This is a genomic window from Chitinophaga sp. GbtcB8, assembly GCF_019091455.1.
GTDB lineage: Bacteria > Bacteroidota > Bacteroidia > Chitinophagales > Chitinophagaceae > Chitinophaga.
Map to the genome: position 1 here is coordinate 1 of NZ_JAGXJN010000030.1, position 23697 is coordinate 23697.

Sequence of the window (23697 nt, forward strand, 5' to 3'; positions counted from 1 at the left end):
CAGGAACAGGAATACCACCAAACCCACCTGTATGAAGGGTTCGACCAGGGTATGAATTACTTTTTCAATAGAGGCATCCAGGAATTTGGATACATCATAGCTGATCTCATAATCCATTCCCTTGGGAAAGGAGCTGGCTTTGATCTCTTTCAGCTTGGCCTTCACATCCTTGATCACCTGGCTGGCATTACTTCCGTACGATTGCTTTAACACAATTGCTGCTGAAGATCTGCCATTCAGGTTGGAATAAATATCGTACATGGAGCTTCCGAACTCTACGCTCGCCACATCTTTCAGGCGAAGGATCTCACCATCCGGGCTGGATCTTAAGATCACATTTTCATATCCTTCCTTGGTGCTGAAACGGCCGGGATATTTCAATACATATTCAAAGGTCTGGGATCTTTTACCGGAGCTTTCACCTGTTTTACCGGGAGAGGCTTCCAGGCTTTGCTCGTCCAGCGCTTTCATCACCTCATCCGCTGATATCTTGTAGGCCAGCATACGGTCGGGTTTCAGCCAGATCCTCATGGCATATTCCCGGTTACCGAGAATATCTGCAAATCCAACACCATCCACCCTCTTCAGCTCTGATAATATGTTGATGTCTGCGAAATTGAAAAGGAATTTCTGATCCATGTTTGGATCGGTGCTGTAAAGGTTCACGTACATGAGCATGTTAGATTCCTCACGGGTGATCTTTACACCTTCACGTACTACCAGCGGTGGCAGCTTATTCACTACAGATGCCACCCTGTTCTGCACATTTAACGAAGCCTGGTTAGGATCGGTACCCAGGTTAAATACTACCTGTATAGAAGCCTCCCCATCATTACCTGCATCAGAGGCTATGTATTTCATGCCCGGAACGCCGTTGATGGCCCTTTCCAGGGGAATGATCACAGATTTGATCATTAGTTCACCATTTGCCCCGGGATATTCTGCCGTGACATTCACCTTTGGCGGTGATATGGAAGGAAATTGTGTTACTGGTAAATTGGTAATGGCCAGTACCCCCAGGAAAACGATTATAAGCGAAATAACTATCGACAGAACCGGCCTTTGTATAAACTTATTGAACATTGAACTACGCTATTAGATAATGAACTACTATTCCGCTTTTAACCGCAGGTGGGAAATAACTTCCCCTGGCGCCTGGTATTCAAAGTTGATCTTATCATCATCTTTTACCTTCTGCACACCTTCGAGCAGTATCTTGTCAGTTTCAGAAATGCCACTTTCAATTACAAACAGGTCCGGCATGCGGCCGGTGATGGCAATATTCTTTGATCTTACCACATGGTTTTTGTCTACCACAAAAACATACATCTTATCCTGAATTTCGTAAGTGGCTTTCTGCGGAATAACCAATGCATTTCTCAGCGGTACTGTCATCAGCACCTTACCTGTTTCACCATGTTTTAACAGCTTGTCGGGATTCGGGAATTTTGCCCTGAAGGCAATATTTCCTGTTTCATGATCAAACTCGCTCTCAATGGTTTCCACATCCCCTTTATAGGGCAGGGGACTGTTATTGGCCAGCAGCAGGCTTACCTTGTTGTTACCGCGGCCTTTGGCGTTTGTTTCGTAGTCCAGGTATTCCGGCTCAGATACATTAAAGTAGGCGAACATCTGGCTGTTATCTGAAAGGCTGGTCATTAATTCGCCTTCATCCACCAGGCTTCCCAATTTCAATGGGATGCGGTCAATGACCCCGTCAAACGGCGCCCGGATCTCAGTGGCCGACACATGGAACCTTGCAAGTGACATTTCTGCCTTTGCCTGATCCAGCTTGGCCTGGGCCACTGCCTGCTCATTTTTTGAGACTACATTTTTATCGGCCAGGGTTTTTGTATTCTGTAATTCTATTTCTGCAGCTTTGGCTTCCGCTTCAGCTTTCAGCAATTCAGCTTCATACATTTTCGGCATGATCCTGAACAACAGCTGACCGGCTTTTACAGACTGGCCTTCATCAACATAAATGTTTTGCAGGAAGCCCTTTTCCAGTGCCCTGATCTCGATGTTCCTGACAGACTTTATCTGCGAAACATATTCCTTGGTAAAGGAGGTATCCACCCTTAAAGGACTGGTAACGATATACTTGCTGGCTTCTTCTTTTTCTTCGCTTTTAGCAGAGGTGCAGCTTGTTTGGTACAGCATGGCAGCTATGCCTGCGAGCATGACAATTTTCTTCATGATTGTAATGGATTGAACGGTTGGTGCTTAAGTCAGAGGATCCCTCTGAATATGAGAAGGCATCAGCTGTGAGGGTTAGACCTAAATTGGCATACAGGGGAAGTAATAGACATTCCACCGGGTTTCATGATCATACCTTTGATAACTGATGGTGTGTTAATGATCAGATCCTTAAAGTTCTTTGGGTAATGTATTTACAGGATAAATGGCTGTAAAAAACAGGACGGTCTTTAAAGCCGCCGTAGAAATGATTTAAGCCGGGTGAGCCGGAGGGTATTAAATAACACCTGGTTAACAATTTATATTTCCTGGCAAAGTAATTATTTGCATCCTCATCTTCTACATTGTCACTGATCAGGAATTCTTCTTCTTCATTTGGGTGAATATCCTGGATAAAGGTGTAGGCCTGATCTGTATTTATGGGAGCATTTACCTGCTGTTTTTTTTCACTATCCTGTGCCTGGGAGTAGCACATGGTGCGGTGCAGGGTACCGGTAGTATGAAAATAATCATACCCCAGCGACATCAGGCTACACAGATATATGAAAAAAATAAATACTCTCATTTGGGGCTCAAAATTAATAAAACTTTGAGAAGCCCTTATTAAAAATTGATTAAATTTTGATGGTTTGGCGGGTAAAATGAATATAAATGAATTTTAATGTAATTTTAACAGAAGTTGTTTGGTTGGTAAAAAATGGGGGGAAGGTTCCGGGTTGGCGGGTAACTTCCGGTTAGTGTAAAGATCCCTATTCCGGATCTATCTGCGCCTGAAAGGGTGGGTGATCCGCCACCACCAGGTTCGTTTACGCGTTTCTTCTTTGACTGATGTAGCCTCCAGTGGACTAACAATGGAAACTGTCCCTGTTATTACTACCAACCCGGTTTTAGTCCCGTATCCTATCACTGCTATCTCCGGCAGATCGATGTTTGACTGTTTAAGCTCAATGGTTGTTGACAAAAGCTGCTGATCCATATCAAATGGAACCACCCTTGAGGTGTAACCGATATAGCTGATATTAACAGTAAGTATCTGCTGCTTAAGCCTGGCGGGAATCTTCAGATCAAATTTGCCTTCCCCATCGGTGATGGCGCCGGATCCTTCTACGCCCTTATGTTTTAATGAGATGGTAACACCGGCTAATCCTTTACCGGTAAGCGAATCAATGATCTGCCCTTTAAAAACAGCGGTAGCCCTGCTTTTAGTGGGAACTACTTTAGTGGGTATGGATTGAACTGTAGCATCCGCCGGGGTTTGCGCCTTACTGCCTTCCGGTACCAGGGCCGCTATTAAAGACGCGAATACTGCTGCAGGAAAAAAGGAGCGTTTCGGTGGTAACGGCTCATGCAGGCTGCGGTTGAGTTGTGCAGATTGAAAACGCCCGCAAAGGTTTTTATTGCGGCTACTGATAACCGCAAGTATTTCTTTGTCAGTCATTAATGAAAAATCTATCACTTCATGCTGACAACGGGTACAAAACCGGCCGCCTTCGGCAGGCGTCATATCACTCCAGGCTTGTGTACAGATCCGGGATGCTGACCTGAAACTTATCTTTTGACATTGTATATAAATATAATAAATATTCCAACAGGGTGCTCCCGGTATCTTCTTACCTTTAATGGCTAACATAACGCCACAGTGAAAAAAGTAATCCTTGTAACAGGCGCTTCTTCCGGTATTGGCCTGGCCTGTGCTAACGCACTGCAGGAGAAAGGCCATATTGTTTATGGATCCACCCGGAACCTGCAACGTATGAAAACGGTACCCTTCAGGCCCATTGAGCTGGATGTAACGGATGATACTTCCGTACGTGCTGCTGTGGAACAGATCCTGAAGGCGGAAGGCCGGATAGATGTGCTGGTTAACAATGCCGGCAATTGTGTTGTAGGGCCGGCTTATGCCATGCCTGTTGAAATGGCGCAAAAACAATTCGAGGTGAATTTTTTCGGGATTGTTCGTATGTGCAACACCATATTACCGGGCATGATCGAAAATAAAAAAGGGTTAATTGTAAATATGGGCTCCCTGGCCGGCCTTATGGGGCTCCCTTACCAGAGCATGTATGTGGCTTCCAAATACGCGCTGGAAGGTTATACGCAAAGCTTACGGATGGAATTACGGAGCACAGGTGTTAAAGTGGTGATCCTTAATCCCGGTGATTTTAATACGCCCATCACGCAAAACCGTGAGAAGGCTCCTTTTACAATGCAACATCCCGCTTTAGAAAAAGCTTACTATGCTGTTATTGCAAATATTGAAAAGAATGAAGGCACTGCCGCGTCCCCGGCTGCTATTGGCGCCAGGCTTTGTAAAATTGTAGCTGCTAAACATCCTGCTTACCGTTATCTTATAGGCCCAACCGGGCAAACCATTGTTCCCATGCTTAAGCAAATATTACCGGGACGGTGGTTTGATAAATTGATGAATGATTATTACGGGGTAGAGTAAGATCCCTATGGCAGCAACAGCACCGCTATCCGCTTCAAAAGTTCCAAAGGCTACATACAGCTCATGTCCTTCTATTACCCGTTCCAGATCCTGTGTGTGGTAAAAGCAATACCCGCGGGTGGTAATGCCTTCTGCTTTTAATTCGCTGTAAATATGGCCGCAATCACTTTCACCATCCTGCCGGGTATAACCGGCATTGTGCAGGGCAATAATGCCGGAGCTGTTCCATGTATCTGCCATTTAGCGCAAAGTAAAAATCGCAAATTTCCGGGTCAAATTCAAAGCGCTACAGATCAGGATATTGTTATGTCTGCTTAAAAATATTGGATCAGTCTTATGCCGGGTGTTACCCCTTTAAAGAAATCATTAAAATAGAGCACCGGTTCCAGCTTTGTTTTGCCTTCAAACAGTGATAAGCGGCCTGCACCCAGCCGGAAGGTATTTTTCTCAATATAATCGCCCTCCCGGTGGATGAGATAACTCAGCGAAAAGGCCATCTGCACCTTAGGTTCCTCGCCTGATTCCCTGATAAGCCTTTTTCCGTACGTCACCGTTAAAAAATCATTACGGTAAGTTGCCAGCTTTCCATCGCTATTCCTGCCAAAGAAAAAATTAGGCTCCCAGTACACTCCAAGCTCATGCCTTACAGCTGTATTGCGGAAAATGGAGCTCATTATCACAGCTCCCCCCAGGGTAAAACCGGGTACAAAATAATTCTTATAGTTCTGGATATTTGCTGCTACATTCAGCTCCAGCTGGTCACCCCCTGGAGATAAATATCCCCGGTTCTGCTTAGCAGAGATCAGATAATCTTTTGTAAGATGCATCCGTCCATCTTCTCCTCTCTTCCAGTCAGTATTATACTTCGTTCCAAGGGTATGCAGCTTATCATTCAAACGGCCATCTGCATAGGTACCCAGCTCATTCCAGTTATTCACAAAAAAGCTCAGCCGGTAGGGATGCCCGTTATTTACCCTACCCAAAAGATGTATGGTATCCTGCTCAAGCTTTAAAGCAGCCACCTCTCCCTGTTGAATAAGGTAGCTGCTGCTGTTAGACTGGCCTTTGTAAATGCGGATCTTCTTTGCCTTTGCATCTATTACATAGTCGATCCGCTTATAGCACAGCTCATCAGACAACGAATCCTTTAATGGCGAAAGGTCCTGCAGGAACATCCTTACCAGGGAATCCACGTTCCCAATCTGTTCCAGGTCATCAATATTTACCAGCTCTACCTGCATTTTATTGCCCTTATTCAGCTCAATCCAGAAGCGCCGGGTTATTTTATTTGCAGGCAGCTCAAAGGTCTTATCCTCATTGGTTACGGCTTTTTTCTCCTGCGCACATACCACTCCCGTGATGCTGCTGATCAGCATCCATAAACAAATCGTTTTTTTCATTTAGCTAATTTTTTGGAGAGAGATGAATGTTAAGTGTACTATTTGCAATTGTTTGATCACCTAAACCTGCCGGGCTATTAACCCTTATGGTAAACGGCTTATACTCCGGGTATACTACTTCCCTAACCGTTGCCTCACCCAGCTCGTTAATATGTACTACCCGCATTTTCTTTGGTGCAGTGGCTGCGGGAACAGCCGCCAGCATGGTATCGGTTATTTGTAAGGTATCTTTCTTTAAAGTGGCGGCAATGCTGGTGGGGTTAACCGGATGAACAAGGGCCGGCAATATTGCTGCAACCTCCTGCTGTGCTGCAACCGGTTTATTCATTTCCTTCATCACATTAACAGGAGCTTCCTTTTTTGAAATAACTAAAGTTGCAGGTGTATCCAAATGGCGGTAAGTTACGGCAGGCGCAATGTGTACCCCGGTATACTTTTGTTTATGTACCAGCAAGGCCGGTATTAAGCAGGCGGCCAGTACACAAGCCGCTGCAGCCCAATACCACAAGGCTTTGTTGCTGCGTTGTTTGGATTGTATGCGGGTATGCAGCCTGTCCCACGCGGCGTTCTTATCCAGGCCTGCTTCGCCTGCTGCATGGTCTAAGCCATCCAGCCTGCTTACCCAATCCTTATTGTGTGCTTCGTTTGACATACGTAATGTTTTTTTGCAGCAACATTTTCTGTAACAATGATCTTGCTTTGCTTAGCTGCGATTTGGAAGTACCTTCAGAAATACCAAGCAGGGAAGCAATCTCCCCATGATTCATACCTTCAATAACATGCAGGTTAAAAACGGTGCGGTACCCTGCCGGCAGCTGCACGATCAGGTTAAAAATATCTGTGGCTGATAAATTATTCAATGCTTCCTCTTCCAGCGGGATGGTTTCTGCTACGGTTTCCGACACAATTACAAAGGCCTGTTTCTTCCGCAGGAACATCAGGCATTCATTGATCATGATGCGCTTCAGCCAGGTGTATAAAGCGGCTTCGCCCTGGTAATTAAAAGCAGGCAAGCCTTTAAAGAATTTGTAAAAGCCATCCAGCAGCAGCTCTTCCGCATCCTCCGGGTTCTTCACATACCGGCGGCAAACCATTAACATTTTGTCCGCCAGCTGATCAAAAATGCATTTCTGAGCAGCGGCGCTGCCTTGTTTTGCTTCCTTGATGAGTACCGGTAGATCCATTCCTTTTGGTAAAGTGGTTATACAAGTATAAATGCAGATTATAAACAAAGGGTTGCCTGCTCAAAATAAAATTTCTACCAGCGGGGTATAGTTATTAAGGTCAGGCAAAGAAGCCTATCTCTATCACGGTTTCATTGGCTTCTATACAAAACGGCAGCGCCTCCAGGCCAGGTACAAAATTAAATACCCGCTCTTCTGTCATGGGTAACAACATCATTTTTTTATCCGCAGTAATACGCACGCTTCCCTCCTGTTTATGGATCTCCGCAGTATGCGCTAATTTAATTTCATAGTTTTCTGACGATGGGGAAATAACCGGCACTATTATCTTTACCGGTCTTCCTTCTTTTGCATTATGCTTAAAATGCAGGGTTACTTTGTCTTTGCTGAACCGGTAGATCACTTCACAATTCACGCCGCCTGCTGCAGGCTGCTGCTGATCTTTATTTACCAGCTTAGAGCGGGTATGTATAACGATGGTATCCTGCTCCTGTGTAGTTTTCATGCTTGCAGTAAGGTCGTGGATGTTCAGGTAAGCAGCCCCGCCTTCCTGTAATTCAATACGTGGCGTTAAAGGCATGGATAAAGGATCCTTATTCACCTGCATATTACCTGCTTCATACAGCTGGTACTCATTCATGCTGGCAGTGAAGATCAACCCGGCTTTTTCATGCCACAGCATGGTAAGTGCGCCGCCGGAAGCATGCCCGCCTTTAAAATCTTTATAGTTGCGGTCATAGGCTGTAACAGTAGCCCTGAACGCACCGTGGGAGATGAGGGTGGTTTGTATATCGCTGAAAAAACGGCTGCCGTATGCCTGCTCCCGCGGCAGGATTACCTTTGCAAAAGTAACCGGTGGTTTTGGCACGCCATGATCCAGTATAGTTACCAGTGCTTTAATATGGCAAAAGGTGTGGTGCAGGCTGGCGCTTACACCATGGCTCAGGTAATGCGGGCCGCCGTACAAAACACCATCATGCGTATTGGCTTTTAACAGCTGTGTATTCAGCAATGCTACTTTGTAAAAGGCCGGATTGCGGTTAGCCATCAGCGCATAGGCCGGCTGGCAGCCATCGGAGGTACGGCTGCCCCAATAGGTCCATTTGTAATTGCGGGTGCCCCAGCTGTTATCCCAGCCACCATCCGGTAACATGAACTGCATGTGCGTTTCCAGGGCGCGGCTTACCACATCCAGCACTTCATTATCTTTTGTGAGCAGCCCATACAGCACCAGCGAGGGCAGGGATTCTTCCACATTATATCCTAAGTCTACCGACAAACATCCTTTAGCGCTGCGCTTATAATAAGGCCCGCCTTCGCCGGTAAGGAAACCATCTTTTGCAGTTATAAACCGCAAAACTTTATGCGCCAGCTCGCGGCCACGGCGGCTGAAACGGGGCTCGTCCAGTATTTCACCTAACAGGGATAAACCATAGGTGGCAGAGATAGGATAATTAATATTACCGTAGTCAATGTTAAAGGTCTTGTAGATGAAATCACCGCTCTTTTTCAAACGGGCGGTTAATTCATTTTTGAAATTATTATCCAGCAAAGTACCGTGCTGCTTTAAGGCTTCGCCCAGGGCGATGGCGGAAAATACAGTGGTGCCTTTCCAGGCGCCTTTTACCGGTTCATTTAACCAGGAGCCATCCTCCTGGCTCACGGTACTTTCCATCCAGCGGTACAGGAGTATGGCTGCATCTGCATAATCGCTGTTATTGGTTACATGGGCCAGGTGCAGAAAGGGATAGATGGTATCGCCCATGCGGCCATGCACCGCATTTTCCGGCGGATAGATGATGGTGCCATAATTTTTATCGGCCTTGTCTTTTACCTGCATATTCAGCAGCGTGCTGCCCCAGGTATCCGTAAGCTGCCGGCAAAGCACAGATAGCTCATCTTCATTCATAGATGAAGGCAGCGCCCAGGCTAAACTATTACCTGCATACAATGCGCCTAATAAACCTGTGCCTTGTTTTAAAAAATGTCTGCGGGATAACAATGTGAAATTTATTTAATGATAACAGCTATGAAAAAACGCCCATGAATTAATTCATGAGCGTTTGTATGGTGTAAGTATTTTACTCTACTCCTTTCACACGCATCTGCAGCGTGTAAATAGCTTCTGATGCGGTGATGAATAATGTTTTCCGGTCTTTGCCGCCAAAACAAACGTTGCCTGTCCAGTGGGCGGGGATGGGAATGTTGCCCAGCTTTTTCCCGGTGTTATCATAGATGGTTACGCCCTGTCCTGTAATGTATAAATTCCCTTCACTATCCAGCGTCATACCATCAGAGCCCTGGGATACAAATAACTGTTTAGCTGTTAAAGAGCCATCCGGGTTAATGTTGTACCTATAAGTTTTGCCTGCTTCAAGATCTGCTACGTATAAATATTTGCCGTCCGGCGTGCCTACAATACCATTAGGTTTCACAAGGCCGTCAGCTGCCACCACAGCGGCTTTCTTTCCTTTAGGCAAATAATATACTTTCTGTTCTTTTATGTCCGGTGTTTTGCGGGTCCAGTAATCGCGGGGGTAAAAAGGATCGGTGAAGTAGATACCGCCTTTGGGATCGATCCACAGGTCGTTGGGGCCGTTCAACATTTTTCCTTCATAATCGCTGAGCAGCACGGTTACTTTTTTAGATGGGCTAATAGACCACAGCTCATCTTTTTCATCTGCACAGGAAATGATGTTGCCTTTTTTATCAATGTACAATCCATTGGAGCGGCCTGTTTTGTCCATGAACAAAGACAGCTTTCCATTTACATCATACTTCCAGATCTTATCATTCGGCTGATCGGTAAAATAAATGTCGCCTTGTTTATTTACCGCGGGGCCTTCGGTAAAAGCAAATTGTTTTGCTATTTCCTTTACAGTGGCGCCGGGCGCCACCACCGGTATATCCTGGGCTAAAGTGGAACTGCCCGCAGCTAACAATAATAATAGCAGGGCATAATAACGTGTAACCATGCCCTAAGTTAGCTAAAAAGTACAAAAATGTTATTTCAGCGGAATGTTGGGCATTTTATAATTCAGGGCATTGGTGGTGCCGCAGGTAATATCAATAGTAACACCGGTAATGGAGCCGGCCAGGTCGGAGGCCAGGAATACGGCGGTATTGGCAATATCCGCCATTGGAGGTAACTTTTTAAGCATGGTGTCTGCCCTCATTTTTACTAAAAATTCCGGCGCTGCCGGTGAGCTGGCAATGGCTTCTGCGCGGCCGCCTGCCGTGCGATCTCCTCTGCCGGCTGCTGTACATTTTCCAGGTGCAGGCCGGTTATTTACCCAGCGCTTCCCGCACAGCCGGGGCTATTTTTTTCCCAAACAGCTCAATGGCATGTAATACTTTATCATGCGTAATGTAACCTTTTACCAGCTGCGCCAGGAAACGGGTATTATTGAACAGCTGATGCTGGTACAACAGCTTCTCAATGATCTCCTGCACACTGCCTACAAACAAGGGGCCTTCCGGCATACGCAGGTATTCAAATTGCTCCCGTGTAAGGGGCGGCCAGCCGCGCTCTTTACCCACGCGGTTCATGAGCACCTGGTAAGATGGGAAAAACTCATCTGCCGCCTGGTCTGAGCTGTCGGCCACATAAAACTGGGAATTGATGGCCAGCGGCAGCTGTGCTGGATCATGGCCTGCGGTTTGGGCCGACTGCCGGTATAAATTGATCAATTGTACATACTGGCTGGGGCGGCCTCCCAGAATGGCCAGCGTTAAAGGCAAATTGAGCTTACCTGCCCGTACTGCAGATGCCGGTGTACCGCCTATGGCCAGCCAAATGGGCAAAGCTGCCTGGTAGGGCCTTGGATAAACACCGCGGTTGCTGACAGGCGCCCGGAACTTTCCTTTCCAGGTGAGAGTTTCATGCTGGTTGATCTGTAACAGCATGTTCAGCTTTTCCTCAAACAAAGCATCGTAATCTGCCAGGTTGTAACCGAACAGGGGATAGGATTCTGTGAAGGAGCCACGGCCGGCCAGGATCTCCACCCGTCCGCCGGATAACAGGTCAACGGTGGCAAACTGCTGAAAAGTACGTACGGGATCAGCGGAGCTGAGCACAATAACGGAGCTGGTTAAACGAATATTCTTTGTAACAGCGGCAATAGCCCCCAGCACTACTTCCGGGGCGGATATAACAAAATCAGGCCGGTGATGCTCTCCTACTGCAAACACATCCAGCCCAACAGCATCGGCCAGCTTGGCTTCTTCAATAATTTCCTGCATACGCAGGAAGGATTGAGCTGCATTACCTGTTACGCCTTCCGGCTGTACTTCTCCAAATGTGCTGATCCCCAGTTCCATAAAGTAAACGGTTTTTTATCCGCCTACAATTTAAGGCAATACAGCGAGATACCGGCACTCCACGGCGGCGTAGCAAACGCGGCGCGGGGCTGCGTCATTAGGCTTGTTCCCACTCAGAATACCGGGTTTCTTCCGGCACATCTGTGCTGCTTTCAAAATTCAGGGCATACCCATCCGGATCATACAGGTTAATGACCCACATATTATTTCCTACAAACGGCTCTGTAGTGCTGATACCATTGGCAATAAACTCGTGGTACAGGGCCAGCGCATCTTCACAAATAAAACAGATGGATACGCCCACACCTACTTTGCCTTCGGGCGTCCAGGCATCAGGCCCTTCCGCATGGTACTCCTGTAACATGATTGCGGCGCCTTCCCGCTGTACGCAGCACCATTCTATTTTTCCGCGGGGCTCCCATCTGGCAATGATCTCAAAGCCAAGGCCCTCTACATAAAAGCGGATGGAGGCCTCCATATCTGCTACTGCAAAAAAGGGAACGGCCTGCTGAATATTTTTGGGTGGTAGATATTCCTGCATTGTTTAAAACATTTGGGAGTTATACCATTTTTGATGTTGCATGGCAGGTTAAATCTTTTTGAATGGTTAATAAGGCTGCAGGTCTAAGAACAGGCTAATGGGCTTAACTGAAAATCGTATTATCACTGTTAATTTACTAAATAGGCCGGCCATTTCAATGCATCCGGCCATAAAAAGAGCGCATCATCAAAAAAATTAATCTGGAACCGCTTTCCCCATTTTTATCATGACCGGGGATACTACTATAAAAAAGCCCCCCGGAGCTATTCCGGGAGGCTTGCAGGTTCCTGCGCCAACAGGTTACTATGGTATTTTTACAAACCGTTTTGTGATCTTTTGCGTTTTTTGAGTGAATAGCAATGTATACACGCCCGGAGGTAAAGCAGCAATGTTCACTGTACGCGCAGCCGCATTGGTGCGCATTACAATGTTACCACTGCTGTTCAGGATGTATATTATACCGCCCGACAGATCATATTTAGATTGTAGCTTCAGCTCACTCACGGCGGGGTTCGGATATACTTCCAGGGTGATGGCCTCCGTGGCAGGCAACAGCTTTTGCCCGTTATTGGGGTTACTAATGGACAAGGCCGGCGTGCTGCCGCTACGGGCCAATGCGTTGGCAGGTACCTGTTCCAGCTGCCATTGGGCGCTTTGCCAAACAGGATACATCATACCATGCTGCGCATAACCTTTCAGGTTCTCTATATGAATATAATCGTTTGAGGGACCTGCATTGCGGATACGTACGTAACCATCGCCGGTGTTTTCCATGGCCCAGCGGGAGCTGAGCGTACCGGCGCTGCGGGTGCTAACTTCCACATAATCCAGCGCATGCTCAATGTTTATATACTCGCCGGTAGCGCGGTTCTTAATTTCCACATATCCGCCGCTTACATTTTCCAGCGACCACTGGTAGCTGTTATCTGTGGCTGCAGGGGAAGCAGCGTAATTTGCCTGCGCGCCGCCATCATTCAGATAAGTGTTCTGCCAGCGGTTCTTAATACGGTAATAAATAGTGCTGCCCTGCGTAACAGTTACCGCGCAGGTGGCTGTTTTTCCCTGGTCGGCCGTAGTAACGGTAATTACCGTTGAACCTACAGCTACTGCGGTTACCAGCCCTGCTGCATTAACGGTAGCAATGCTGGTATTGCCTGAGCTCCAGCTTACATTGGTATTGGAGGCGTTGGCCGGCAGTACGCTGGCTACCAGCTGCTGCGTAGCGCCTGTGCTAATGCTTGCAGTGGCAGGTGATACGCTTACACCCGTTACCGGTACATTGGTAGCACTACAGTTTGTTAAATATACGGTGCCGAATACACGCGGATCCTGGAAGGCCGTGGTGGTAGTGGCAAAGGTTGCCAGCTGCGCATCGCGGGTGCCGCCATTATCATCATTATCCAGCTGCACATCCAGGCCAATGGGTTTGCCCAGGGCCGCGGTGGTGCCAATGGTGCTCCAGGGAATGGCTGCTTCCACATTGTAGCCGGTAGCAGTCGCATACTGGCTAAAAGTAATGCCCGTGGTGCGGGTTACAGAATTGCCACCTACATGCAGGGTGTTGTCATTGTAACGGAAGCCCAGCTGAAAATCATTAGCGCCGTCGTAAGTGGCGGTTTTGCTGTTATCGCCATCAATAAAAATTTCCACCACATCATCTTCCCACCAGCTGCCACCGGAATCATTGATCTTAGCGGCATCATTTACCTGCACCAATATATACAGGTTGGTGTTATCGTACATGGCGCGCCACTGCCCGCCGTAACCAGCCGGTACACCGCCCAGCACCACATTGCCAATACTCTTAACAGGTGCTGCAGACCAGGCGCCGTCAATGGTTTGATCAATAACCGGTGCGGTACCTGTAACCCGCGCAACGGTAGGTGCAGTACAGGGTGGCAGGTCATTATCCGTAATGGTGATCAGGGCGGTGGTATCATTACCTAACTGGTAACCGGTACCTGTTTTGAGTGTTAAGCGCAAGGTTTCCGGTCCTTCAAAACTATTATCATCCACGGGCGTAATGGTAATAGTTTGCGCCAGTGTGGTGGGTGATAACGTTACCGATCCTGTTAAAGCCGGACTGGCCGTGTAATCAGCAGCAGCAGCCGTACCGCTGATAATATAATTTACCGTTACTGTTTGGGTGATGGCGGAGGCGCTGATGCGGAAAGTACCGGTATTATTGCCTTCCCCGGCATCTGCATCTGTAGCCGTAATATTTACAGCAGGCGTTACCGTTACCTTGCGGGTAGCGGTAAAATTGCCGCTTTGTGTAGTTACCGTAATGGTTGCAGCGCCCAAACCTACGGCTGTTACCTTACCATTGGCATCCACCGTTACAGCGGCTGTGTTGGAGGAGGTCCAGCTGAGATTTTTATTGGTAGCATCTACCGGTATAATATTCGCCTTCAGCTGAAAGCTGCTGCCGGTAGCTATGGTAGTATCTGTAGCCGTCACCAGCACTACACCGGTTACGGGAATATTTACATCCCGTATAATGAGCTTAAAATTTGTATTGCGGTTCAGGGAAGTGCCGGATTCCGCGTTCCTTACGGTAAGATTGTTGAACACCGCAGAATCTGAATTGGCCTGCGCATAAATACCAAAACCGCCGTAAACATCAGAAGGCACATCGCGCACCACAGGATCCAAACCAGTGCCGTCTATCAGCGTGTTATTGAAAATAAGGTGATGATAATTATTGCCATATAGCTGCACTGCATCGCGCTGCGAGTTCAGGATGTTGGTGTTATCAAACTGTATGTTAAATACACCGGTTTGCGCATAGAGCTCAATGGCGCCTCTTTTCTGGTTCCAGAGATCGTTGCTGGTGCCGCAGCCGATGATGGTATTTTCCGCTACCTTAATTACATCACCGGGATACTTAAAAGTAAAACCGGCAAAGTCGTTGGTGAAACGGATACCAGAGCCGCCTACCCCATCTTTAATGAGGTTGTGATTTATATCGTGCCCCGTGCCGCCGAAAATAGCAATGCTGCCGGCCCGCCAGTTATTTTCAATGGTGTTGTTACGGAAAGTATTGTTCACGCCCATCACGTTGTTAGACGCATCTGTGGAAGGCCATACGGCCAAACCATCATCGCCGTTATTCCGCACGCTGGACTGCTCCACCGTGGAGTTGGAGGTGCCCTGTGAAAAGTTTACACCATCTGCATAGTTGTTGCGGATACGGCATTTGGAGATCATCATGTTAGTGGTTACATCTATCGGGTACGGAGGATCGTAACCCCCGATCCAGAACCCGCATTCAAAATGCTCCACCCAAATGTCGTGTACATAGGAGCCGGCGCCATAGGTGCCCATAAAACCTTTGTACACCTTATACATTTGCCCCAGCGGGTTAGGCTCGCCGCCATATACCAGGCGGGCATTGTTGGCCGTGTTCATGGAGAAGTTGGAGATCTCCACATGGCTGGCCCTTGCCAGGATACCGCCGGAGAACTGTACGTTGGTGGAGAAGTAAACATAGGTATGCCAGATGCCTGCGCCCTGGATCTTAATGTTGCTTACATTCAGCAGCAGCTTGTTGCTGAGTATAAAACGTCCGGCAGGGATGTACACATTTTTTCCCTGGCTGGATGCGGCGGCTATACATTGGGTAAAGGCGGCAAAATCATCCGCATTATCCGTACCATTTGCGCCGTAATCCGTTACAGACAGGTAGTTGGCCGGCAAGGTCAGGGCGGTGGGTACTGCTTCCAGCTCCACAAAATCTACTCCGTAGGTAATACCATCATTGTTATCTTTTTTGATGGTCACCTTATCGCCTGCCTGAATAGCTGCATCCAGGCGAAAGTGCACCTCATCAAAACGCATCAGGATCTTGGTGCTGCCGCCGGAAGGTGTTTGCTGTGGATCTGCTGCGGGAAAATACTGGTAGGCCCAATAAGATGAAAGGGCAATATCGCGCACCTTCACATCATTTACATACAGGCCCAGTGTGCCGGAAGTGCCGGTACCGGTGCTGTTATCCGGCATGGTAAAGCGCAGGTTAAAACCCTGTGCCGGTGCGGATAAGGTCCATTCCACATAGGCCCCGTTGCTACCCAGGCTTACATACTTTTGGTCTGATGCTTCAGCAGCAATATCCGTTTGTATAAACTGGGGAGAGGATTGTAAGCTGGCGCCGCCGCCACGGGCACCGCTTTCTGCTTCATAGCGCTGGTAGGGTAACAGGTTAGCGCCGCGGGGCAGTCCGTCACTTTGTGCGTATACGGGTAATTGGCTCATGCATACGTACAGAACAAGGGCCAGTACCGCCCGGAAAACCCCGGGCGGGCATAGAGTTGTTTTCATAATACGTGGGTTTGGGTTTAAGAATAGTAGTTAAAATTTAATGGGTTGTATTACATAGGCTGAATGGCTATTGCAGCCCCTCCTCCGGCTGCCAGCAGAATGGTTAATACAGTATTTGCATCTACAACAGACGTTTTGATCTGGTAGGCTTCGGGGTTCTTTTTCCAGTCTGCATCCGGCGCATCCGCATATACGGTGGCGCGGTACTTTTTGCCCTTATCCAGGAACTGCAGTGGTATGGCGGCTTTACGGCTGTTCTCATCCGTAATGGCGCCTACATACCAGTTGGGCTTTCCTTTTTCCTTACGGGCAATGGTAATATAGTCGCCCGGTTCTGCGGCTATAATGCGGGTATCATCCCAGTCAACCGGCACTGCTTTTATAAAGTTGAATGCATCTGCATGCGCGGCATAATTTTCCGGCAGGTCTGCCACCATTTGCACCGGGCTGTAAATGGTTACATACAATGCCAGCTGTTTAGCCAGCGTGGTATGCACCTGCCTGTCCGGCACATTGGGTGCATAACCTTTTAATTTAAAGATGCCTGGTGTATAATCCATAGGCCCGCCCATTAAACGGGTAAAGGGCAGTATGGTTTCATGCTCCGGCGCATTTCCGTTGCTGAAGGCATTGTACTCATTGCCCCTGCCGGCTTCACAGGCCAGCCAGTTGGGATAGGTACGCTGCAAACCGGTTGGGCGGGGCGGTTCATGCGCATCTATCATAATGTGGTATTGCATGCCCTTCTGTGCTACACGCTCATAATGGTTCACCATCCATTGCCCGTCATGGTGTTCCCCGCGGGGAATGATCTTACCTACATAACCGGTTTTCACAGCCGGGTAACCATAGGCCTGCATAAAGCGGAAAGCTGTGTCCAGCTGCCTTTCATAATTGGTGGCTGAGCCGGAGGTTTCATTGTGCATGATCATTTGCACGCCTTTAGCAGCAGCATAATCTTCAATCTCCTTTACATTAAAATCAGGGTAGGGTGTTACAAAATCAAACACATTTTCTTTCCAGTTGCCACACCAGTCTTCCCAGCCGGTGTTCCAGCCTTCTACCAATACACCTTTAATATTATTGGCGGCAGCAAAGTCAATGTACTTTTTTACGTTGGCGGTGTTAGCGCCATGGCGGCCATTTGGCACCAGGTCGTCCTTACCTCTTTCAGAGGCGGCATCCGCATAGCTCCAGGTGCTTTTACCGGTTTGCATTTCCCACCACACACCAACAAATTTCATAGGGCGGATCCAGGAAAGGTCTGTGGCAGCTGGTGGCTCATTCAGGTTCAGTATGAGTTTAGAGGCCAGTACATCTGCTGCTTTATCACTTACGATAATGGTGCGCCAGGGCGTTTTACAGGGTGCATGCAGGTAAGCTTTATTACCTACTGCATCCGGCACCAGGCTGGATATGAGCTGATGCGCTGCGCCATTTACATGCAGCTGCATAGCAGGGTAATTGATCAATGCGGCTTCATGAATGTTTACGTACAGGTTATCCGCTGTTTTCATCATCAGCGGCGTTTGCACGGCATAGGGGTCCGGCACGGTGCGTACTGCAATATCTGTAGCGCTTTGCACCTGCTGCGTATTATTAACCTGGCTGAGCTTGGAGGTCGTGTAAGCGTATTCGTTACTATCATAATCACCGGGGATCCAGAAAGTAGTGGGATCATTGGTGAGATTAAATTCCGTTAGCTCATCCTTCACCACAAAATATTTAAGGCCGGGCTGTTGTGGAAATTCATAACGAAAACCCATCCCATCTTCAAACACACGGAACACAAGATCCAGCAAATAACCCGGCGCCTGCTGCTGCTTTAAATGTACCGTCAGCTGCTCATAGTGATTGCGGATGCTGCTTACCTCCCCCCATACCGGCTGCCAGCTTTCATTTACCGATCTCTTTTCCGTACCGGTGATGGTAAATCCTTTGTAGAACAAGCTATCCTGCTCCAATACAAAACCCTGCCGGGAGGCGGCTACCACAGGGCGGCCATTATACGCCAATGCATATACGGGACGGCCGTCCCCATCCAAAGAAAAGGACAGCCGTACTTTATTCATCTCCACCTGCAAGGTGTTAGGTTCCTGTGCCGCGGCACTTTGCAGCATCCATAAACCGGAGAAAATAAAAAACAATCTTTTAAATAACATACATCCGTTTTGATGATTAATTAGTAACCTGCACTTTGTTTCATGCTGCTGTTTGTGTTGATCTCATTGGCGGGAATAGGCCATACATAAGATTTGGCATCGCTCCACTTAATGTTGCCACCAGCCATAGAAGTAGCGTAATAAGCGGCTTCCCCGCTGCCAATGCGCCAGCGGCATACATCAAACCACCAGTGGCCTTCATCAAACAGCTCTGCCCATCTTTCATAGCGCAGGGGATTATTAGCCAGGTTGGCATCTGCTGCGGAGGTTTTATCAGTAAGGGTTTTATAATCCACGGGAGAGGCGCCAGTTACCGGGTAACCGTAGGCCCTTCTTTTTACCTTATTAATGTATTCCAGGGCTGTAACATTATCGCCGGTATTGGCGCTGGCTTCTGCATACAGCAGGTATACATCTGCTAAGCGCAGCAGGTAATAGTTAGCTGCGTCTGCAGCGGCCTGCCGGTTAAAGATGAGGTTATCGTAGGTTACAAATTTGCGCATGCTCCAGCCATTGTACACGGTTTTAAATTCCTCTTTCATGGCAATGTAACGGCATACCGGGCGCCAGGTAGCACCGTCGTTACTGGCAGAATCTACCCAGGGCTGCAGCGCAGCTACATACAGGCGCGGGTCTACCGTTTTATTGGCCCGTGCCGCCAGGGATTGCTGTTTGTAGGCAGGATCTATTACCTCTTTGGGATTCAGGTAGGTAGCGGGTTTACCGGCATCAAAAGCAGGGTTATTGACAAGCTTATAGGTGCCCTGGTTAAAACCAAAACGCTGCAGGTTCTTTTCATGAAAAAACTCATTACAGTATCCCAACCCAATACCGTTCTTTTCCGTTCCATCGTTCCCCAGTATGCAGGGCGACCATATTAAACCCTGGCTGGTAGTAAGGTTATTATTAAAACTAAAAATGCCATAACCGCCTAAAGAGTTACGGTCCACATTAATTTCAAAAATGGATTCTTCGTTAAACTCATTGGCATCAATACCGTTAAATGCATCTTTGTATTTGCTGAAAGGCATCAGGGATTTACCGCTGTTGGTAATTACATCCAGCAATATAGGTTTGGCGGCAGCCCAGTTCTGGTTAAACACATAGGCCTTACCCAGCAAGGCTTTGGCCGCCCATTCCGTAGCACGGCCGGTATTGGCCCCGGTCCATTGGGTGCCTTTTAATAGGGTGGCGGCTTGCTGCAGCTCAGTGGTAATAAAGTCCCATACTTCTTTGGTGCTGTTGCGCGGCACCTGCGTAGCGCTCAGCGAGGATGCCATGGTAGTGATCAGGGGCACGCCCATTTTATCGCCACCCGCGCCGCTGGCACTGATATAACTTTCACCGAAAAAACATTCCAGGTAAAAGTAGTAGAGCGCCCGCATGAAACGCGCTTCGCCCCGCATCTGGTCTATCTCCGTTTTTTCAGCGGCTGAGGAATATTGCTGCTCATAAAAATCAGCACGGTCTAAAAAGATGTTGGCGTTCTTAACACCGCGGTACAGCCCTATCCACAGATCATTGGCGTAGCTGTTGCTGGTGCTCATGTTATTCAATGTAAGCTCTGTCCAGGAAGCATCGCCGGGGTAAGCCAGGTCCGTAACATGCTCACTGCCCGCAAAATCCTTACACAGCAAATTAAAGCCATGCAGCTCTGCTGAGCGCAGGTTGGCATATGCCGGCACCAGCACTGCAAAGAGGTTGGGCAGCGTGGTGGGGTAGTTTAAGCTGTTATACACATCTGTACGGGCTACTGTATCCGGATCTTTTTTACAACCGGTATAGAATAAGATAGTAAGGAATGCTAACGAAAATATTTTCTTGTACATAATTGTCAGTTTCTGGTGAAGCAAAAGCATTGTTTTAGAAAGCCAGGTCCAGGCCTACGGAATAAATACGGGCATGGGGGTACTGCCACACCGCATCAATACCACGGGCCGTTACAGAACCTGACAGCTCAGGATCAATGCCGGAATATTTGGTAATGGTGAACAGGTTGTTGGCCATTACATAAATGCGGGCAGTTTTTATGCTGATCCTTCTCAAAAGATCGTCTGCAAACGTGTACCCCAGCTGCAGGTTTTTCAGCTTCACATAATTGCCGCTTTCTACATAGTAGCTGCTGGATTTAGAGTAGTTGCCATTAGGATCGTTATTATCTATCCGTGGCTGATCCGTTACCTGGTTGCTGCCCAGGAAAGAGGCGTTAAATACTTTGGAAGTAGTGTTGCCATCTGCAAAAGGGAAAGAGGCATATGCTTTTACACCATTAAAAATATCTACACCGGCAGCGCCATTGAATAACATAGCCAGGTCAAAACCTTTCCAGTCCAGTCGAATGTTAGCGCCGTAAATGAACTTCGGGTTCGGGTTACCGATCACCGTGCGGTCCTTATCATTGATCACACCATTACCATCCACATCTGCAAATATCAGGTCGCCGGGGCGGGCGCGGTTGCCCTCCTGCTGCGGGTGTTTGCTGATCTCATCTTCCGTTTTATAAATACCTTCTACCTTGTAGCCGTAGAACTGTCCAAAACCCAGTCCTGCCCTGGTGATGGTAATGGGCTGGTTCACCATAATACCAAAGGAGGCATTACCGTAGTTGTTATTACCATCCAGTATGGGATTGTTATTAATATTATCCAGGTTCAGCACCTTGTTATTATTAAAGGCGCCGTTAGCGCTTACGCTGTAATGGAGATCGCCCACCTTGTCTTTATAGCCCAGCACTATTTCCAGGCCGCGGTTACGCACAGAGCCAATGTTGGTATAAAATGGCGTGGTAATACCGGAGCTTAAAGGAATGGGTAATCCGTACAGCATGTTCTTGGTGGTCTTGTTATACCACTCAATGGTGAAGAACATTTTACTGTCCAGCAGCTCAGCATCCAAACCTATGTTGCCTTCGTATACGCTTTCCCATTTTACATTGGGGTTGGAGAGGAAGGTAGGCGTTACTCCAATAAACGGAGCCCCGCCAGGGGTAAAGTTCTGCACATTCACCTGGTCGTAGGTGGAAAGGAATTTGTACGCGCCAATATTACTGTTACCCAGTAAACCATAACTGCCGCGCAGCTTTAGCTGGGATACTTTTGGCAGCAGGGAGCGGAAGAAAGGTTCTTCGCTGATGCGCCATCCTGCGGAGCCGGAAGGGAATGTACCATACTGGTTGCCGGTGCCAAATACCGTGAAGTTACCATCGCGGCGTATGGTGCCGGATAAATAATAACGGCTGTTGAAATTATAGTTCAAACGCGCAAAGGCGGATTTTATTAACCCGTTAGGATCATAGCTGCCATTCGCCGTGGCCTGTGAAGCAGAGGTTTGTATAAAGCTGAATGAGTTACCGCCTACTGAAGTTTGCGTGGCATACTGCGAGTTGTAAGTAGTTTTAAACTGCTCATATCCGATTACTGCATTCAATGCATGTTTACCAAAAGCATGGTCAAACGATAAGGTGTAGTTTGACATGATGGTGGGCTGGTTCACATTAAATTTCTGCAGCTGGTTAATGGTGGTTGCTACCTGACCAAAGTTATAGGCATCCTGGAAGTAGCTCTGGTTCTCATTATAATAGGTATAACCAAAAGTGGTTCTGAAAGAGAGGTACAGGGGCAGCTGCACTTCTGCAAACACATTGCCCTGTAAATTGAACTTGTTGTTCAGAATATGCGCTGTTTCTATCTGCCCTACCAGGTTAGGCCCGCCAAAACCAATGGGCGATTTGCCCCAGGGGCTTTTAGGATCTCGCGTATCATACACCGGCATAATAGGTATAGAGCGGAAGGGCGGGTTAATGGCGGTTACAATTTCTGGTTTGGTGCTGCGGCTCCATACATACAGCTGCTCGCCCAGCTTCACATATTTGCCCAGCTTAAAATCTGTATTCACACGGGCGCCGGATAAGTAAGAGGAATTGTTACGGTAAATACCGCTTTGGCCGTTGTAAAAAGCAGATACGTAATAATTCACACCGGGCGTGTTGCCGGATACGGAAAGGTTATAGTTTTCTTCTTTAGCATGGCCATACAGCTCCTTTACCCAATTGGTATTGGGCAGGGTATCTACATCTATACCGGACAGGTAGTTGGGATCCAGCGTGCGTTTCAGCTTTACAAAATCATTGCGGTCCAGCAGGTCCAGCGTCATGGGAGTGGTTACGCCATAACGGGCGGAGAAATTTATGGCAGGCTTAGCACCCTGTCCTTTTTTAGTGGTGATGATGATAACGCCGCCGGCAGCAGCAGAGCCGTAAATGGCGGCTGCGCTGGCATCCTTCAGCACATCTACAGAAGCAATGTCCTGCATATTAATATTATCCCCTGACTGGCGCACGCCGTCCACAATGTATAATGGCGGTGCATTATTCAGTGAGGATACACCCCGTATAATAATACTGGCGGTAGCATCCGGGGCGCCGGAGCTTTTAACTACTTCTACGCCTGCCATGCGGCCCTGTAAGGCTTCCTGTACATTGGTTACAGGCAGGCTTTTAATATCTTCTCCCCTGGCAGAGGCGATGGCGCCGGTAAGGTCTGCCCTTTTTTGTGTGCCATAACCCACTACTACCACTGCATTCAGCAGGGTGTTCTGTGGTTGCAGCCGGATGTTTAGCTCTTTGCCGGTAACAGGCTCCTCCCGGGTTTCATATCCTACATAGGAAATGAGCAGGGTGGTAACACCGGCCGGTACGAGGATGCTGAACTTACCTGCTGCCCCGGTGGAGGTGCCCTGTTTGCCGCCCTTTACGGCAACTGTGGCCCCGGTTAGCCCCGTTCCTGTTTCATCGGTAACGGTTCCGGTAATAAGCTTCTCCTGGGCATAGGTGTGATAACATTGTAAAAGCATGAGCAAACACAAAAGGAACGTGGATAGCGATCTTGTTTTTGTCATAAACGAACGTTTGGTTGTAATTAGGGATTGATTGATCTTAAAATGGCCGGGATAATTGTCCGTGGTTTTGAACTACAGTTTTTCGGCTGTGGCTTACGTGAAATGTTAGTACCAGTTTATTCCGGATCAAAGAAAGAGTGGTTGACGGGCGCCGTCAAATTATATGCGGGAAGTATAAGAAATACAGGGGAAATGCCGGGAGCAGCCGCCTTTAATGAATTGGTATTAA

General features: G+C 47.9%; 18 protein-coding genes. 1 reads left to right on the forward strand and 17 read right to left on the reverse strand.

Annotated features, from left to right (window positions below):
- From KVT36_RS22515 to KVT36_RS22530, 4 genes are all read right to left on the reverse strand, one after another.
- Positions 1-1083: efflux RND transporter permease subunit (locus KVT36_RS22515; RefSeq protein ID WP_217605703.1), on the reverse strand; the 1083-nt coding region annotated here is incomplete at its 3' end.
- A 27-nt stretch (positions 1084-1110) separates the two neighbouring features.
- Positions 1111-2196 carry an efflux RND transporter periplasmic adaptor subunit gene (locus KVT36_RS22520; RefSeq protein WP_217605704.1) on the reverse strand — a complete coding sequence of 362 codons (1086 nt, stop codon included), beginning with the start codon at positions 2194-2196 and terminating at the stop codon, positions 1111-1113.
- Positions 2197-2359: 163 nt separating this feature from the next.
- On the reverse strand, positions 2360-2761 hold the full coding sequence (locus tag KVT36_RS22525) for a hypothetical protein (protein ID WP_217605705.1): 402 nt from the start codon (positions 2759-2761) through the stop codon (positions 2360-2362).
- Between the two features lie 195 nt (positions 2762-2956).
- Positions 2957-3700, reverse strand: coding sequence for a carboxypeptidase-like regulatory domain-containing protein (locus KVT36_RS22530; protein ID WP_217605706.1), 744 nt, complete (start codon positions 3698-3700; stop codon positions 2957-2959).
- 135 nt (positions 3701-3835) lie between these two features.
- On the opposite strand from KVT36_RS22530, the gene KVT36_RS22535 reads away from it, so the two are divergent.
- Positions 3836-4645, forward strand: coding sequence for an SDR family oxidoreductase (locus tag KVT36_RS22535; RefSeq protein WP_217605707.1), 810 nt, complete (start codon positions 3836-3838; stop codon positions 4643-4645).
- On the opposite strand, the gene KVT36_RS22540 is transcribed toward KVT36_RS22535, so the two are convergent.
- From KVT36_RS22540 to KVT36_RS22600, 13 genes are all read right to left on the reverse strand, one after another.
- Positions 4592-4885, reverse strand: a complete 294-nt coding sequence (locus tag KVT36_RS22540) for a hypothetical protein (RefSeq protein WP_217605708.1) — start codon at positions 4883-4885, stop codon at positions 4592-4594. The genes KVT36_RS22535 and KVT36_RS22540 overlap by 54 nt on opposite strands.
- Before the next feature lie 74 nt (positions 4886-4959).
- Positions 4960-6045 (reverse strand): hypothetical protein, encoded by a 1086-nt coding sequence (locus KVT36_RS22545; protein WP_217605709.1) that lies wholly within the window; start codon positions 6043-6045, stop codon positions 4960-4962.
- Positions 6046-6049: 4 nt separating this feature from the next.
- Positions 6050-6697 (reverse strand): hypothetical protein, encoded by a 648-nt coding sequence (locus KVT36_RS22550; protein WP_217605710.1) that lies wholly within the window; start codon positions 6695-6697, stop codon positions 6050-6052.
- A complete protein-coding gene (locus tag KVT36_RS22555; protein ID WP_217605711.1) occupies positions 6675-7229 on the reverse strand; it encodes an RNA polymerase sigma factor in 555 nt (184 codons plus the stop codon). The genes KVT36_RS22550 and KVT36_RS22555 overlap by 23 nt, the downstream gene beginning before the upstream one ends.
- A gap of 100 nt (positions 7230-7329) precedes the next feature.
- Positions 7330-9231, reverse strand: a complete 1902-nt coding sequence (locus KVT36_RS22560) for a hypothetical protein (RefSeq protein WP_217605712.1) — start codon at positions 9229-9231, stop codon at positions 7330-7332.
- 79 nt (positions 9232-9310) lie between these two features.
- Positions 9311-10204, reverse strand: a complete 894-nt coding sequence (locus KVT36_RS22565; protein WP_217605713.1) for an SMP-30/gluconolactonase/LRE family protein — start codon at positions 10202-10204, stop codon at positions 9311-9313.
- A 30-nt stretch (positions 10205-10234) separates the two neighbouring features.
- Positions 10235-10540 (reverse strand): SDR family oxidoreductase, encoded by a 306-nt coding sequence (locus KVT36_RS33025; protein WP_256449978.1) that lies wholly within the window; start codon positions 10538-10540, stop codon positions 10235-10237.
- Positions 10515-11549: an LLM class flavin-dependent oxidoreductase gene (locus KVT36_RS22575; protein ID WP_217605715.1), complete on the reverse strand. Its 1035-nt coding sequence runs from the start codon at positions 11547-11549 to the stop codon at positions 10515-10517. The genes KVT36_RS33025 and KVT36_RS22575 overlap by 26 nt, the downstream gene beginning before the upstream one ends.
- Before the next feature lie 97 nt (positions 11550-11646).
- Positions 11647-12090, reverse strand: a complete 444-nt coding sequence (locus KVT36_RS22580) for a glyoxalase/bleomycin resistance/extradiol dioxygenase family protein (RefSeq protein ID WP_217605716.1) — start codon at positions 12088-12090, stop codon at positions 11647-11649.
- Between the two features lie 303 nt (positions 12091-12393).
- The gene (locus KVT36_RS22585) at positions 12394-16410 is read right to left on the reverse strand and encodes a sugar-binding protein (RefSeq protein WP_217605717.1); all 4017 of its coding nucleotides are present in this window, start codon (positions 16408-16410) and stop codon (positions 12394-12396) included.
- A gap of 50 nt (positions 16411-16460) precedes the next feature.
- The gene (locus tag KVT36_RS22590; protein WP_254640150.1) at positions 16461-18572 is read right to left on the reverse strand and encodes a glycoside hydrolase family 97 protein; all 2112 of its coding nucleotides are present in this window, start codon (positions 18570-18572) and stop codon (positions 16461-16463) included.
- A 20-nt stretch (positions 18573-18592) separates the two neighbouring features.
- Positions 18593-20401, reverse strand: a complete 1809-nt coding sequence (locus tag KVT36_RS22595; protein ID WP_217605718.1) for a RagB/SusD family nutrient uptake outer membrane protein — start codon at positions 20399-20401, stop codon at positions 18593-18595.
- A gap of 34 nt (positions 20402-20435) precedes the next feature.
- Complete coding sequence (locus tag KVT36_RS22600) at positions 20436-23468, reverse strand: TonB-dependent receptor (RefSeq protein ID WP_217605719.1); 3033 nt, start codon at positions 23466-23468, stop codon at positions 20436-20438.
- Positions 23469-23697 lie beyond the last annotated feature (229 nt).